This is a genomic window from Pontibacterium granulatum, from assembly GCF_029961155.1.
GTDB lineage: Bacteria > Pseudomonadota > Gammaproteobacteria > Pseudomonadales > Balneatricaceae > Pontibacterium > Pontibacterium granulatum.
The window spans coordinates 234,454-248,968 of record NZ_JASBRH010000001.1 but is presented as its reverse complement, the minus strand read 5'-3'; the positions used below and the strand labels follow the sequence as shown (position 1 = coordinate 248,968).

Below are 14,515 nucleotides of genomic sequence, written 5' to 3'. Positions count from 1 at the left end.
ACTGCTCCTTGGAAGCTTAGATCAGATTGGATTTTCCGTGTCCATTACGGAGGCTGCGTGGATGGTGTGAAGAGGGCAATTTCTGTAAAATAGCCCGCCTTTTCGTGTGTTCCTTATCCAGGGGCTCATCAGACCAGAATTAACGATGTGCACGTCAGAACGCTGCACGGGAGTGAAAAAGATCAAGATGGCTTCATCAATCATCGACGAGGTAAAGCGCAGAAGGACGTTCGCGATTATCTCTCACCCGGATGCCGGTAAAACCACCATCACCGAAAAACTGCTGTTGTTCGGAAACCTGATTCAGACAGCGGGTACGGTTAAGGGTAAGAAAAGCGACCGCCACGCTACGTCCGACTGGATGTCGATGGAGCAGGAGCGTGGTATTTCCATCACCTCCTCCGTAATGCAGTTTCCGTACAAGGACCGTATGGTTAACCTGCTGGATACCCCCGGGCACGAGGACTTCTCGGAAGACACCTACCGCACCCTGACCGCTGTGGACAGCGCGCTGATGGTGGTGGATGGTGCTAAAGGTGTCGAGGACCGGACCATCAAACTGATGGAGGTCTGCCGCCTGCGTGATACGCCGATCTTCTCCTTCGTGAACAAGATGGACCGCGATATTCGTGATCCGATCGAGCTGCTGGATGAGATCGAAGAGGTCCTGAAGATCGCTGCTGCGCCAATTACCTGGCCGATCGACATGGGTAAGGCGTTTAAGGGTGTGTACAACCTTTACACCGACACCATCCACGTCTTCCAGCCGGGTATGGGACACACCATTCCAGACGATACCCAGATTAACGGTCTGGAGTCCGATGAAGCCAAGGCGCTGCTGGGTGATATCTACGAGGATTATCTGGAAGAGATCGAGCTGGTACGTGGCGCAACCCACGAGTTTGAGCTGGAAGAGTTCCTGGCGGGTCGACTGACGCCGGTGTACTTCGGTACTGCTCTGGCAAACTTCGGTGTGCGTGAGATGCTGGACGGCTTCGTTGAATACGCACCTGCACCTAGCAGTCGTAATGCTACCAGCCGTGATGTTGACGCTTCTGAAGAGAAATTCTCCGGCTTCGTATTCAAGATCCAGGCGAACATGGATCCGAAGCACCGTGACCGAATTGCCTTTATGCGTATCTGCTCCGGCAAGTACAGCCGTGGTATGAAAATGAAGCACACCCGAATCAACAAAGACGTGAAGATCGCCGATGCGGTGACCTTCGTGGCGGGTGACCGTGAAAACGTGGAGGAGGCATGGTCCGGTGACATCATCGGTTTGCACAACCACGGTACGATTCAGATCGGCGATACCTTTACCGAAGGCGAAGCGCTGAAGTTCACGGGTATCCCGCACTTTGCGCCGGAGATCTTCCGTCGTGTGCGTCCAACCGATCCACTGAAGATGAAACAGTTGCAGAAAGGTCTGCAGCAGTTGTCTGAAGAGGGCGCGGTGCAGTTATTCATGCCGGATAAGAACAACGACCTGGTGCTGGGTGCGGTCGGTCAGCTGCAGTTTGACGTGGTTATGTTCCGCCTGAAAGACGAATACAAGGTTGATTGTGTCTATGAGGCTGTAAACGTGCAGACTGCCCGTTGGGTTGAGTGCGACGACGACAAGATGCTGGCGGACTTTAAACGCAAGGCATACGACAACATCGGTGTCGACGGTGCCGGCTTGTTGACCTATCTGGCGCCAACCCGCGTTAACCTGAGTCTGACTCAGGAGCGCTGGCCGGACGTACAGTTCCGCTCGACCCGCGAGCATTGATCGCCTGAACCGATACTTGAAAAGCCCGCTGCCGGTGTGCCGTCAGCGGGCTTTTTGCCGTTTGCTGCTATGCTCCTCTTATGAACATTGAACTGATCGATACCCATTGCCATCTGGACTTTCCTGTCTTTGATGAAGACCGGGCTGATGTTGTGGCGGAGGCAGAAGCCGCGTCCGTGAGTGCCTTTGTGATACCCGGTGTCGTCGCGCAGGATTGGCCGCGATTGTTGGGGTGCTGTGCTGAGTATGGTTTTTCCCCCGCATTGGGCTTGCATCCCTGCTTTATCGATCAGCACCAGGATGCCGACCTGGAACGGCTGGAGGCGTTGCTGGTTTCAGAGCAGGTGGTGGCTGTCGGTGAGATCGGTCTGGATTTCTTTATCGCGAACCCGGATCAGACACGTCAGGTGGCGCTGTTCGATGCGCAATTAGAACTGGCAAAACAGTTTAACCTGCCGGTACTGTTGCATGTGCGCAAAGCTCATGACCAGGTACTGAGGCTGCTGCGCCAGCAAAAACTGCCGCGCGCGGGGATTGTGCACGCCTATTCCGGCAGTGAGCAGCAGGCGACGCAGTATGCCGAACTGGGCTTTAAGCTGGGCATCGGGGGGAGTTTGACTTACGACCGTGCTAAGAAGCTGCGCCGTATCGCAACCGATATGCCCTTATCAACATTGGTACTGGAAACCGATTCCCCGGATATTCCGCTGCTGAATCATCGCGGTACACCCAATCAGCCGAAGCGGGTACGTGAGGTCGCCGAGGTGCTCGCCGGGTTACGCGGCATCAGTCTTGAAGAGCTGGCGCACGCGACTTCGACGACCGCACGCAAACTGCTAAATCTATAAACCCCTTACTTCGTCGGGATCTTGCCATTCGTCTCGTAAAGTTCGTGCTGTTCCTGCCACAGGTAGCGCCACACGGTATTGGAGGCGTAGGTGCGTGGGATCAGGTAGCGGTAGTCACCAATCTGCTTCGCTTCATACTGTTTTTTTGGCGGCGCCAACATCAGTGTCACCAGATCCTCCACATCCCAGCCTTTGGGGCTGGTGGGAATCTCATACGCCTGGGCGATTCGCATCTCATTGTAGGATGGGATAATCAATTCCAGGTTCAGACAACGATTCTGATCTGAATAACACAGCTCGGTGCGTTCTAAGTCCAGAGTGTAGTAGCCGGAATTTAGGCCGCTAGAGGATGCACAGCCAGTCAAAACCAGTACGCCGGCTGCGAGTAACAGTTGCGTCTTCATGATGTCCTGCCGTTGTTATTGGGTGTTTCTCGATTTGACTACGGCAGTGAGGAATAGTTTTGCACCTGTAACAGTCTTCTAGAGACTGTTACAGGGTTTACGCGTGAAGGGGGTCAGCAGATGTCGGAGTATGGGTTATCCACAGCTAGGTCAACAGGGTTCTCGTACCCAGGCAGGCGGATCTCCTTATCGGTGATTTGCAGGTCTTCGCCTTCCAACACGTTGTGGTCGTAAAGGTAGATCGGGCGCGCGGTGCCTTGGGTGGCCTGCTGATCGTACTCTACCGCGTTGGCACTTACCTGCTCGCGTTTCTTAAAATATTCGTTCATGGCGCTGTCACCGTAGCGACGGCGTAACATCTTTTCAGCGACGTGGGGTGCCAGCACCGGCGCCGAGGCGTTGTTGCCGCCGAAACCCTTGGAGTTCAGCAGCACGCTGTCCATACCCTGTGCGCCAACCTCAATGTGCTGGTTGCTCAACAGCAGGTTGGACTGGTGAACGTCATCGGCAAATGCCGGGGTGGTCAGGATACCCGGGATGTAGCCATACGCCCAAGTGCCCAGGGAAATACTTAACTGATCGCCACCGGCGGTACCCTGGGAGTGCCCCAGGTAGGACTTAATCGCCGCCACAGGCCAGCTTTCGATGCCAAATGCTTTTGCCGTTTCGTTGATGACGTGTGATTCGGTGACCCGGTTCTGTGGTGTGCTGGTGCCGTGGGCCTGTACAAAGCTGCGTTGGCGCAGGGACTCTTCGCCCAGCATACCGCGTACCATGGAGGCTGCCTTTGCCAGCGTAATGTAATTACCCACACCCGGTGCGGAGATCGATTTCTTGTGGCCATCCGCGTTGACGAAGACGTCTGGCACGGCACCGAAGATCTGTGCGCCCATCTCCAGAGCCAGATCATCGCTCATCAGCAGGGCAAACTGGCTGGACTCACCCATGGTGAAACCGCAGTTCTGTCCGAATGGGCGGCAGGCGCGACGGTAGTCGTCGTCGCTCAGGCTGCTCAGGCCGTCCAGTGTCAGCAGGTCTTTGTCTTCCGCCAAGGCGCCCATAACACGGAAACCTTCGATCACTTCCGGGGTAACCGGTGCATCGCTGCCGCCGACCAACACCACCTTGCGTCGACCGGAGCGGATATCGTTTACTGCGCTGCGCAGGTTGTAGAGGAAGGTTGCACAGGCGCCCAGTGCGCCGCCGGTGACACCAACGCTGCCTAAGATGTACGCATTAACGAAGTCTGCAGGCATCTGGGCGTAACCCAAAGGCATCTGCTTGGAGGTGGTGCGTTTACCCAGTGCCGGATACTTGGTCAGGCCGCCAAACCCCAGATCATCTAGCTGGCCGATGGAGTTGCTGGCATAAACACCGATCTGGTCTGGTGATACGCGGGCTGCAATCTTTTCAAACGGGATGCCGCTGGAGCGCAACGCGTCGGACGCACTGAAGACGGTCATCTGCAGGTTGCGTGGGTGGTTGCGGGACTGGTACAGCTTACCCGGCTGGAAACCGGTTGGCAGTTGGCCCGCGGCTTTAACCTGGGCTTCTTTGCCGTCCGGGAAGATAACGTCCATGGAGTCGCTGACACTGATATCGAAGACACCCGGCGCAGACTCGGTAACCTGCCAGTTTGCAGGGATGTTCTGTGGCATCTGCCGCTTGCGCAGCTGGAAGCGCAGTTCGCCGTCGTTGCATTTCAGCTTGGCCGGTTTGTTGAACATCACGTTGTTCACGTCAAACCAATCCGGGTGGATCTTACGAATAAGGGTGTTATCCAGTACCTGCTGACCAACAGTTTGCAGCAGTTCCTCAACAGGGAGGGTTTCGCCTGCGCTGTTCCGGTAGCTGCCGTCAGCGTAGCTTGCCAGTCCAGTTAATGTGGCCAGGCCCAGTAATGTCTCTTCCCGACTTTGCGTATCCAGCTTATCGATAATCAGGCGGCGATAGGCGTGATGAAAAGATGCTCGACCCGCAGGGTTAATACCACCAAAACCAACGATGAGAGGCAGCTGAGACAATGGGAACTCCTTGGACTGGATGTACTCAATGAGTGTGGCTGAAATATTCGGCACCGCTATGACTTGGGTGCCCAGTTAACCAAACTTTATGACACCTTTCTTGGGTAGAGGTGTTCAAAACTTGGTTTCTGTTACCGATCCGTCATTTTATCGGTTGTTCAGGGGGGTGACTAGGGATAAATGACGGGTTTTGGAATTTGTAAAGAATTCTTTACAGATATGCGGTATGTGATCCCATTTAAGCTATGGTTCAGGTATTGCCTTTAGACTTGAAAGCATTGCAGGGCTTGGGTGCCGATAACGTTTTTTTTGTGAGAGCTTGTGATGAAAAAGTTTATTTATGTGTGTGTGACTGCGGCAGTTCTTTCCGGTTGTCAGACAATCGATCCATATACCCGTGAACAGAAGACCAGCAACACCGCTTCCGGTGCCGGTATTGGTGCCGTAGCAGGGGCAGTGCTGGGTGCAGCAGTGTCCAGTAAGAAAGATCGCGGCAAAGGTGCGCTGACGGGGGCGCTGGTGGGCGGTGCTGTCGGTGGTGGTATTGGTTATTACATGGATCAGCAGGAAGCACTGCTGCGTCAGGAGCTGGAAGGTACCGGTGTGAGTGTGCAGCGTCAGGGGGACGAGATCCGTCTGATCATGCCAGGTAACGTCACCTTCGCAACCGACTCAACCCGTATCGACGGTAGTTTCTACCCGGTGCTGGATTCCGTGGTGAAGGTGCTGATGAAGTTTGATAAAACAGTGATGTCTGTCGATGGCTTCACGGACAGTACCGGTAGCTTTGAATACAACCAGCAGCTGTCTGAAGCTCGCGCGGCGGCGGTGGCTAACTACCTGACCGGCTCCGGTATCGAACGTCTGCGTATCAGTACGCAGGGTTACGGCGAGCGTTACCCGATCGCTGATAACGGAACGGCGTCAGGCCGAGCCCTGAACCGCCGCGTTGAGATCAATATTCGTGGCCAGCGTGCCTGATTAAAACCAGACTCGCTTATTTCGAAACCACAATGTCGCCCGGCAGAATGTTCTGATGCTGGGCGATATTCACCAGGTGCCCCTTGATCATATTTGGGTGCACCTCATCCACTACCAGGGTGCGATTGGTGTCGGTCAACTGATGGGTCGGCCGCATCTGTACATCGTAGAAGGTGGAGCGGTGCAGAACGCTGAATTTGTCACCTTGCTTGATGCCTGAGCTGGTGCCCGCCTTAAACCAGATCTGATTGTTTTCTGTGTGCGTAATGCGGGCCGAAAATGGGCGGCAGCGCAGATTGCTTTCCATTTCGTCTACCATCTCCTGCAACAGTTTTGAAACTGCCTGGCCGTACTCCTGATTGGCGAAGGCCTGGCTGTTGAAACCCGCGCGCAGCTCCTGCGGCAGACTCCATATACCCAGGGTCTGGTAGCGGCGCTCCATCAAAAGGGCGCCACTGAAACCGTCGTGGATAAACAGGTCCAGCTGGAAGTTGCGCAGATGTTTGCGGCTGCGGTAGTCCAGGCGGTTGTAGAGGTCGACGAAATAGTTGTCTTCGGCATGGGTGCGGGGATCCACCATCGCCATATCACGAATCACGCCTGACACGATGAACTGTGTATCAAGGTTGTTAACATTGGCGGCCACAGAGGTCAGTGCCCCGTCATCCAATTGTCGGCTTGGGGATGTCTGCAATATCGGATAAATATTCAGGTGGCTCGCTTTAAACGGGCGTAGGTTCCCTCGGGCGGCGAGCTTGCTGGCGATCAGATTGGGCATCTCCCAGGCCGTGTCGCCCAACCCGCCAAGGTTGCCCTGTGTCGGGTGTTCCAGCGGGAATGCGGTGATCGCTATAGATTTCAGGAAACGGTCACTGGTGCCATCCTTGCAGCCGGTGTCGGTCAACACATCGGCGCTGATGCGCACCACCAGGATATTGCCAACGATCCTCTCTTCGAGAACCTGCACGTTTTCCACCTGGCCCAGAGTGGTAATCTGCATGTTGTCGATCTCCAGAATCCCGTCCCGTACCTGCTGGCTGCTGGAAACGTAGACTGCGGCTTGCATGGAGGCCTGCTGGGTGGCGGCGGTAATCGCGGCCTTACGGGCGGGTCCCAGGTTGTTGTCCTGGATGACCGCCTGACCTTCCGCTTCTACGGTCAATGCCTGCGCCACCAGGTGGGTGAGCATCAGGGCTACGAACAGGGAATATTTGAGTAACAGGTTAAACATATTCAGCGGCTGACCGACAACTAAGTAAATGTTCCGTTAACAGTATGCAAATGCTCCGGGGATGTAAACTGGCGCACAGGCGGAACCGATGGGCGAACCTGCAGGTAAAAGTGTGGTAGATTGTCTGCAGTCGAGATATGGATTCTACATCATGAAAAAGCTTCTGCTGTTCTCCTTTCTGCTGAGCGGGTGTACCTGGCAAGGTTTCGGTCCGGAACCGCAACCGGTTGTGGCGCCAGAGCCTGTTGTGCAGGAACCTGTGATCAGCAGTGCGGGACTCTCCAGTATTGCGACCCGCGATCAGATTTACGATCCGGTTAGTGAGGCCGTGGCCGAGCTGGCTATTCAGTTACAGGACGGGTTGCAGATGAACCGAGTGCGTCGCTTGCCGATGGCGGTGATGCCGTTTGTTGATCTGAGTCGTGCCCGTGAGCGTTACAACGGTGCATTGGGTGAGCGTTTAGGTGAAAGTTTTGTCTACCAGTTGCAGCAAAACGAGTACAACCTGATTGACTACCGGGCGGTGAGCCTGCTGACCACAGCACGAGACCCGCTGACCAAGCAGAACATGTCCAGCCTGCGCAATCGCTTCCGTATCTATTTCCTGCTGACCGGCACCTATGCGCGTTATCCCGACGGTATCGTGGTGAATGCTCGTGTGTTGGACACCACGACTCGTCAGGTCCTGGCGTCAGGGCAGACTCATTTGCCGGACAGCCGGTTGGAGGGTGGTACACCGGGGTACGATCCAATCAAGGCGATGCAGAAGGGTATGATCATTGAAAACAGTTTGGGGCCGGTAGGGCAGTAATGGGAAAACCGATGAATAATGCAAAAGCGTCCGCTCTGATTCTGGTAGGGGCATTATTAGCGGGTTGCGAAACGGCCTCTCGTTCGCTGGTGGATTTTGCGGAGGCACTGCCGGATGCGCCGCAGAATACCACAGTGGTTGAAGCGCGTGAGCCTGAATGGGTGCGAGCGACCGGTTATGCACCGATCAGTTTGCAGTCCGGTAAGACCAAAGAGCACAAGATGATTCAGGCGATGCGGGCATCAAAGTTGCGTGCGTATCAGGAGTTGACGGCGATTGTGCATGGTCAGTATCTCTTTGGTACCACGGCGGTGCGGGATATGGTGGTGCAGAACGATCAGTTCAAAACTGCGGTGTCCGGGATTGTGCGTGGCGCACGTGTAGTGAAAACCTATCCAGTGCAGGACGATGTGTATGCGACGGTGCTGGAAGTGGATATGAATCAGCTGCAGCGAGCCTGGGTTAAAACCAGTCAGTAGTGCTAAGTGCGTGCGCTGAATAAATAGAAAACGGGCAGTTCGAACTGCCCGTTTTTTATGTTTATTTGCTCTTTTGGGTGGCCTCAAACTGCGCCAGCTGCTCCGGTGTAGCGTCCAGCTGGTATTTCTCTTTCCAGCTGCTGTAAGGCTCGCCATAGATCACTTCGCGGGCCTGCTCATAGTCCATCTCAACACCGCGCTCTTCCGCTTCGGCGCGGTACCATTTGGCCAGGCAGTTTCGGCAGAAGCCTGCCAGAATCATCAGGTCGATGTTCTGCGCGTCTTTGCGGTTGTCCAGGTGGGCCAGCAGGCGGCGGAATGCAGCCGCTTCAATTTCAGTCTGAGTCTGTTTATCCATAGTACTGTCAGCTCGCTTAGCTGATGCAAATGCATCAGGCTTCTTGTTGTTGTATGTGTTCGTCCAGCTGCTTGCAGATGTCGCTCTGCAGGCGCTGGCATAGTTCAGGGTCAGAGATCGGCTGGTTTGATTCGTCGGTGATAAAGAAGAAGTCCTCTACCCGCTCGCCGATGGAGGTGATTTTGGCTTTACGCACCGATACGTGATTCTCGACAAAAATCCGGCCGATGCGCGCCAGCAGCCCCGGACGGTCCGGCGTAAGTACTTCCAACAGGGTTTCCTGACTGACCGGGTCGGTGCTGATGGTGACGCGGGTCGGTGTTGCAAACAGCTTCAGCTGGCGTGGTACTCGGCGGTGGATGATTTCCGGATAGTCTTCCGGGTCATCCAGCTCCTCGACCAGACGCTGCTTAATGGTGTTCAGGTAGTCCGGGTTTTCCGATAGCGGTTGGTTTTCCGCTGTCAGCACGGTGTAGGTGTTGAGGGTCAGTTGGTCGTCGGTGACGATGATGCGGGCGTCCTGGATGCTCAGGTTCAGTTGGTCGAGGGTGGCCACGGACGCTGCAAACAGGTTTGGCTGATCCTTCATGTAGACGAAGATTTCGGTTGCGCCTTCGTGCAGTCGCAACGACGTCTGCCGGATCAATACCAGCGGAGCATCCGGATCGTGGTGCTCAAGGATGGCACGGGTGTGCCAGGCGATACTTTTGCCTGTTTCGCGCAGGAAGTAGTCGTCGCCCAGCGTTGCCCAGAACTCCAGAACTTCGGCCTCGTCCAATCCCTGCCGGGACAGGATCATCATTGCCTCATGCTGTACCTGCTCAATCAGGTCCTCTTTCTGTACCGGGTTTTCCAGGCCGCGACGCAGCGCTGTTTTGGTCTCAGTGTAGAGGGTGCGCATCAGGGTGGCACGCCAGTTGTTCCAAAGGGTGTGGTTGGTGGCGTTGATGTCGGCCAGGGTGAGCACGTAAAGGTAATCCAGGTGCACAATGTCGTGAACCTGCTTGGCGAAAGTGTGGATAACTTCCGGATCGGAAATGTCCTTACGCTGCGCGGTCATCGACATCAGCAGATGGTTGCGTACCAGCCAAGCGACCAGATGGGTATCCCAGCGACCCAGGTGATGGCGTTCGCAGAACGTGGTTACGTCCTCGGCGCCCAGCTCTGAGTGATCGCCGCCGCGGCCTTTGGCGATGTCGTGGTAGAGAGCCGCGATGTAGAGCAGTTCGATTTTCGGCAGCTGGTTCACAATGCGGTGGGCGATTGGGAACTGCTCGCGGAAGTCGCGGTGGCGGAACTGTCGGGTTTTCTGGATCACCTTCAGGGTATGGGCATCCACCGTGTAGATATGGAACAGGTCATGCTGCATCTGGCCCACGATCTTGCCGAACTCCGGCAGGTACAGGCCGAGGATGCCATATTTGTTCATCCGTTTCAGTTCAGTAGAGACGCGGTCCGGGCAACGCAGCAGCTCCATAAACAGCGACGTGTTGCGGATATCGTTGCGGAACTCGTCGTCGATCAGATGGCGATGGTTACGGATCAGGCGGATGGTGGATGCGCGTACCCCCTTGATCTGTGGATTGGTCGCCATCAGGACGAAGATCTCCATCAGAGCAAACGGGTGGTGCTCAAACACCTTGTCGTAGGTGACTTCGATAAAGTTATTGTGGATCTGAAAGCGCTTGTTGAGCGGGTGGAACACCTGCTCGTCTTCGGTGCGTAGGATCGCCTCGTCGAAGTGTTGCAGCAGCATATGGTTGAACTCCGACATTGCTTTGGCAACGCGGTAGTACTTGCTCATAAACTGCTCGACGGCTAGCTCCCCTTCGGAGTCTTCGTAACCGAAGATTTCGGCCAATGCACGTTGGTGGTCAAATAGCAGGCGGTCATCGTGGCGGTTGCAAACCATGTGCAGCGCATAACGCACCGTCCACAGGTATAGTTCGCCTTTGTTCAGCGTATCCAGTTCGCTCTCGGTGAGAAAGCCGTCGTCCACCAAGTCTCGAATAAATGTGGAGCCGAAGTGCCTTTTTGCCACCCAACCGATCGTTTGCAGGTCGCGAAGGCCTCCGGGGGAGTTCTTCAGGTTCGGTTCCAGATTGTATTCTGTGTTGTTGGTTTTTTCGTGGCGGTCCTCTTGTTCGTCGATCTTGGCACGGAAAAACTCTTTGTCGGTCCAGGCGCCTTCTGATGTCACTTCGTCGTACATGCGGGCGTGCAGGTCGCCGCTGCCAACCACGGTGCGGGATTCGATCAGGTTGGTGGCGATGGTGATGTCGTTACGCGCTTCCTCGTAACATTCGCCTATGGTGCGGACGCTGGAGCCGATATCCAGGTTGATGTCCCAGAGCAGGGTAAGAAAACCGCTGATTGAATCGTGGTAGGTTTCCGCTTCGATGCCATCGATCAGGATCAGGATATCCACATCGGAGCAGGGGTGTAGTTCGCCACGGCCGTATCCGCCCACGGCGATCAATTCGATATGTTGGCTATCGGGCCAGTCAAAGCGCTGCCAGATCGCTTCCAGCACCATGTCCATAACCCAGGCGCGACCGTAGATCAGTTTGCGGATATCTTCGCCTTGCCGGAAGCGTTCATCCATTCGCGCCCGTACATCCTTCAGGGTTTGTTTCAGGACGGGAATGGGCTGGCTGCTCTTAGCCAGAGCCTTGCGAAATTCCTCGACGTTGAACAGTTCAATGTCGGCAACCTGATGGTGAGCAGCAGCGTTTGACATGGGAGGGTCCGGTAGTTAAATCTTTTCGCCTTCGCGTAGGGTAAGCACTTCATATCCGTCAGCAGTGACCAAAATGGTGTGTTCCCACTGGGCGGACAGTCGGCGGTCGGTGGTTTCTACTGTCCAGCCATCGTGTTTGTTCAGTTTTACATGGCGCTTGCCAGCGTTGATCATTGGCTCGATGGTAAAAATCATGCCTTCCTGAAGTTCAGCGCCGGTGCCTGCTTTGCCATAGTGCAGGACCTGCGGATCTTCATGGAATTCGGCGCCAATGCCGTGACCGCAATATTCACGCACAACGGAGTAGTGGTTTTGCTCGGCGTGCTGCTGAATTACTGCGCCAATGTCGCCCAGACGAGCACCCGGTTTCACCAGGCGAATCCCCTTGTACAAGCACTCCAGCGTAATATCGACCAGGCGACGGGCGTGCGGTTGTTCCTTGCCTACAAAAAACATCTTGCTGGTGTCGCCGTGGTAGCCGTCTTTGATAACGGTGATATCCACATTGATGATGTCGCCGCTTTTCAGTGGTTTGTCATTCGGGATGCCGTGGCAGACAATCTGGTTTACTGAGGTGCAGATCGATTTGGGAAAGCCGTGGTAGTTCAGTGGGGCGGGGATCGCATCCTGTTCGTTGACGATGTAATCGTGGCAGATCTGGTTCAATTCATTGGTTGTCACGCCCACCTGGATATGAGGTTCGATCATCTCCAGAACCTCTGCGGCCATGCGGCCTGCCACGCGCATTTTTTCGATTTCTTCGGGGGTTTTGATCTTAATGGTCATATTCAGGGGTCCGTTAAACACTCAACACAGAACTTGTATACAAGCTATTCTGCCTTATATGGACAGCGCGCAGTACCGCTCTTCGTATAAAAAGTTATAACCGGGATGCAGCTTGTTGCCAGATTGTAGCAATGCTGCCGGTGAAAGCGAATGCGCCCTTTAAAAATAGAGGGTGTTGTGGTATAAATCCGCGCTCGAAAAATGCGCTTTGCGCAATACATAACACACACGCTCCGTCACGTCGTTCAGGGTGCCTCTTTAAAGGGGTTGGGCGATGGGGAACGTGGAGGTTTAACCCAAAACACTACAGGATTTTATAATGGCTAAAATTAGCATGCGCGACCTGCTGAAAGCAGGTGTTCACTTCGGTCACCAGACTCGCTACTGGAACCCAAAGATGTCCAAGTTCATCTTTGGTGCTCGTAACAAGATTCATATCATCAACCTGGAGCACACTCTGCCTGCACTGAACGGTGCACTGGACGTTGTTCAGGGTATGGCTTCCAACAAGAACAAGGTTCTGTTTGTTGGTACCAAACGAGCTGCTAGCAAGATCGTGAAAGAAGAAGCAGAACGCGCAGGTATGCCTTTCGTCAACCACCGGTGGTTGGGTGGCATGCTGACTAACTACAAGACTATCCGTCAGTCTATCCGTCGTCTGCGTGATCTGGAATCCCAGGCTCAGGATGGTACTTTCGAAAAGCTGACCAAAAAAGAAGCGCTGATGCGTCAGCGTGAAATGGATAAGCTGGAACGTTCCATCGGCGGTATCAAAGACATGGGCGGTCTGCCTGACGCGCTGTTCGTAATCGACGTTGATCACGAGCGTATCGCAGTCAATGAAGCTAACAAACTGGGTATTCCAGTTATTGGTGTTGTTGATACTAACAGCAACCCAGACGGCATTGACTACGTTATCCCAGGTAACGACGATGCTCTGCGTGCTATTCAGATCTACGTTAAATCTGCTGCTGATGCGTGCCTGGAAGGTGCTGAAGCTGCGGGTGGCGCTAAAGGCGAATTCGTAGAAGTTGAAGAAGATCAGGCAGCTGCAGAGTAATCCTGCTGTCAACGATGCCTGATACTATTGCGTGCCAGGCATGAAGGGGGAGCGTTGCTCCCCTTTTTTCGATTTTGATTTTAAGCGTTAATCCTATTTATAGAGGTATTCAACATGGCATTCTCTGCTAAGGACGTGAAAGAACTGCGCGACCGCACTGGTCTGGGCATGATGGAATGTAAAAAAGCGCTGACCGAAGCTGGCGGCGACATCGACGCGGCGATTGAAGAGCTGCGTAAAGCGTCCGGCATGAAGGCTGCTAAGAAAGCTGGCCGTACTGCTGCTGAAGGTATCGTGGTAATCAAAGTAGCTGCTGATAACAAATCCGCAGTTGCTGTTGAAGTTAACTCCGAGACCGACTTCGCTGCGCGTGACGAAAACTTTGCTGCGTTCGCGGAAACTGTTGCTGAAGCAGCTGTAGCTTCTAAAGCTGACAGCGTTGAAGCACTGATGACTGATGAGTTGGTTGCTGCACGTGAAGCACTGGTTCAGAAGATCGGTGAGAACATCACTGTTCGTCGTCTGTTCGTTGTAGAAGGTGACGTTGTAGACGCATACGTTCACAGCAACAACAAGATCGCTGCTATCGTAGTTCTGGAAGGCGGTAACGCTGAAACAGCAAAAGATGTTGCAATGCATGTAACTGCTGTTAACCCGCAGGTGGTTAACAAAGAAGACATGCCAGAAGACGTTGTGGCGAAAGAAAAAGAGATCATCCTGGCTCAGCCTGATATGGCTTCCAAGCCTGCTGAGATCGCTGAGAAGATGGTTGTTGGCCGTATCAATAAGTTCCTGGCTGAAAACAGCCTGGTTGAGCAGCCATTCGTTAAAAACCCAGATCTGAAAGTGGGTCAGTTCGCAAAAGAAGCGGGCGCAGTGGTTAAATCTTTCACCCGTATCGAAGTGGGTGAAGGCATTGAGGTGGAAGAAGTTGATTTCGCAGCAGAAGTTGCGGCTCAGCTGAAAGGCTAATTACGCCGGATACCTCCGGTTGCGCATGACTTGGCGCATGCGCAACCTAC

Annotated in this window: 13 protein-coding genes; 7 read left to right on the top strand and 6 right to left on the bottom strand. The window is 54.4% G+C overall.

Features of this window, described 5'->3' with window-relative positions:
* Positions 1–187: 187 nt before the first annotated feature.
* Positions 188–1,771: a peptide chain release factor 3 gene (locus tag QKW35_RS01195; protein ID WP_282350250.1), complete on the top strand. Its 1,584-nt coding sequence runs from the start codon at positions 188–190 to the stop codon at positions 1,769–1,771.
* A gap of 80 nt (positions 1,772–1,851) precedes the next feature.
* Positions 1,852–2,619, top strand: coding sequence for a TatD family hydrolase (locus QKW35_RS01190; RefSeq protein ID WP_282350249.1), 768 nt, complete (start codon positions 1,852–1,854; stop codon positions 2,617–2,619).
* Between the two features lie 5 nt (positions 2,620–2,624).
* On the opposite strand, the gene QKW35_RS01185 is transcribed toward QKW35_RS01190, so the two are convergent.
* Together QKW35_RS01185 and QKW35_RS01180 are read right to left on the bottom strand one after the other, a co-directional pair.
* On the bottom strand, positions 2,625–3,023 hold the full coding sequence (locus QKW35_RS01185) for a hypothetical protein (protein ID WP_282350248.1): 399 nt from the start codon (positions 3,021–3,023) through the stop codon (positions 2,625–2,627).
* A 113-nt stretch (positions 3,024–3,136) separates the two neighbouring features.
* A complete protein-coding gene (locus tag QKW35_RS01180; protein ID WP_282350247.1) occupies positions 3,137–5,047 on the bottom strand; it encodes a beta-ketoacyl synthase in 1,911 nt (636 codons plus the stop codon).
* 324 nt (positions 5,048–5,371) lie between these two features.
* Here QKW35_RS01180 and QKW35_RS01175 point away from each other — a divergent pair, with 324 nt between their 5' ends.
* Positions 5,372–6,028: a YiaD family glycine zipper/OmpA-like lipoprotein gene (locus QKW35_RS01175; RefSeq protein ID WP_282350246.1), complete on the top strand. Its 657-nt coding sequence runs from the start codon at positions 5,372–5,374 to the stop codon at positions 6,026–6,028.
* Positions 6,029–6,044: 16 nt separating this feature from the next.
* Here QKW35_RS01175 and QKW35_RS01170 read toward each other — a convergent pair whose 3' ends face one another.
* Positions 6,045–7,259, bottom strand: a complete 1,215-nt coding sequence (locus QKW35_RS01170) for a flagellar assembly protein T N-terminal domain-containing protein (protein WP_282350245.1) — start codon at positions 7,257–7,259, stop codon at positions 6,045–6,047.
* Positions 7,260–7,410: 151 nt separating this feature from the next.
* On the opposite strand from QKW35_RS01170, the gene QKW35_RS01165 reads away from it, so the two are divergent.
* Entirely contained in the window at positions 7,411–8,070 is a 660-nt protein-coding gene (locus QKW35_RS01165) for a FlgO family outer membrane protein (RefSeq protein ID WP_282350244.1), read from the top strand.
* Positions 8,071–8,081: 11 nt separating this feature from the next.
* Entirely contained in the window at positions 8,082–8,549 is a 468-nt protein-coding gene (locus tag QKW35_RS01160; protein WP_282350243.1) for an LPP20 family lipoprotein, read from the top strand.
* A 61-nt stretch (positions 8,550–8,610) separates the two neighbouring features.
* Here QKW35_RS01160 and QKW35_RS01155 read toward each other — a convergent pair whose 3' ends face one another.
* Genes QKW35_RS01155 through map form a run of 3 tightly spaced genes read right to left on the bottom strand, consistent with a single transcriptional unit; the run spans position 8,611 to position 12,433 of the window.
* Complete coding sequence (locus tag QKW35_RS01155; RefSeq protein WP_282350242.1) at positions 8,611–8,907, bottom strand: DUF1244 domain-containing protein; 297 nt, start codon at positions 8,905–8,907, stop codon at positions 8,611–8,613.
* A 34-nt stretch (positions 8,908–8,941) separates the two neighbouring features.
* Positions 8,942–11,647, bottom strand: coding sequence for a [protein-PII] uridylyltransferase (locus QKW35_RS01150; RefSeq protein WP_282350240.1), 2,706 nt, complete (start codon positions 11,645–11,647; stop codon positions 8,942–8,944).
* 15 nt (positions 11,648–11,662) lie between these two features.
* On the bottom strand, positions 11,663–12,433 hold the full coding sequence (gene map / locus QKW35_RS01145; RefSeq protein WP_282350239.1) for a type I methionyl aminopeptidase: 771 nt from the start codon (positions 12,431–12,433) through the stop codon (positions 11,663–11,665).
* 319 nt (positions 12,434–12,752) lie between these two features.
* On the opposite strand from map, the gene rpsB reads away from it, so the two are divergent.
* Together rpsB and tsf are read left to right on the top strand one after the other, a co-directional pair.
* Positions 12,753–13,493 (top strand): 30S ribosomal protein S2, encoded by a 741-nt coding sequence (rpsB, locus tag QKW35_RS01140; RefSeq protein ID WP_282350238.1) that lies wholly within the window; start codon positions 12,753–12,755, stop codon positions 13,491–13,493.
* A 114-nt stretch (positions 13,494–13,607) separates the two neighbouring features.
* A complete protein-coding gene (gene tsf, locus QKW35_RS01135; protein ID WP_282350237.1) occupies positions 13,608–14,465 on the top strand; it encodes a translation elongation factor Ts in 858 nt (285 codons plus the stop codon).
* Positions 14,466–14,515 lie beyond the last annotated feature (50 nt).